Origin of the sequence: Dawidia cretensis, assembly GCF_018598175.1 — a bacterium.
Classification (GTDB): Bacteria; Bacteroidota; Bacteroidia; order Cytophagales; family Cyclobacteriaceae; genus Ohtaekwangia; species Ohtaekwangia cretensis.
In genome coordinates, this window is sequence record NZ_JAHESE010000204.1 from 1 (window position 1) to 265 (window position 265).

At 54.0% G+C, this 265-nt stretch carries 1 protein-coding gene; it reads right to left on the reverse strand.

Annotation, left to right across the window (positions count from 1 at the left end):
* The coding region (locus KK062_RS30365; protein WP_369075197.1) for a metallophosphoesterase family protein at positions 1 to 265 on the reverse strand (265 nt) is incomplete at both ends.

A 265-nucleotide genomic window follows, 5' to 3' on the forward strand; every position in this document is an offset into this window, starting at 1 on the left:
GTCCAGAAGTGGCTTGAGGCGTTCGCGAATCTTTTCATTGTCGCGACCTTCTGCCGTCGAGAACACCGGATAGTGCAAGGTCACCACGGTCCACTTGCGCGGGTCCTTTGTCAATACCGAGTCCAGCCATTCCAACTGACGCTTATGGCGGCCCAGTGGGTGTTCGATCTGTATGGCATCCAGCGAGATTACTTTCAGGTCGTAATAGTGGACGGCATAGCATGTCTCCTTTAACCCCGATGGACCGTTTTGCGGCAGGTTGAAT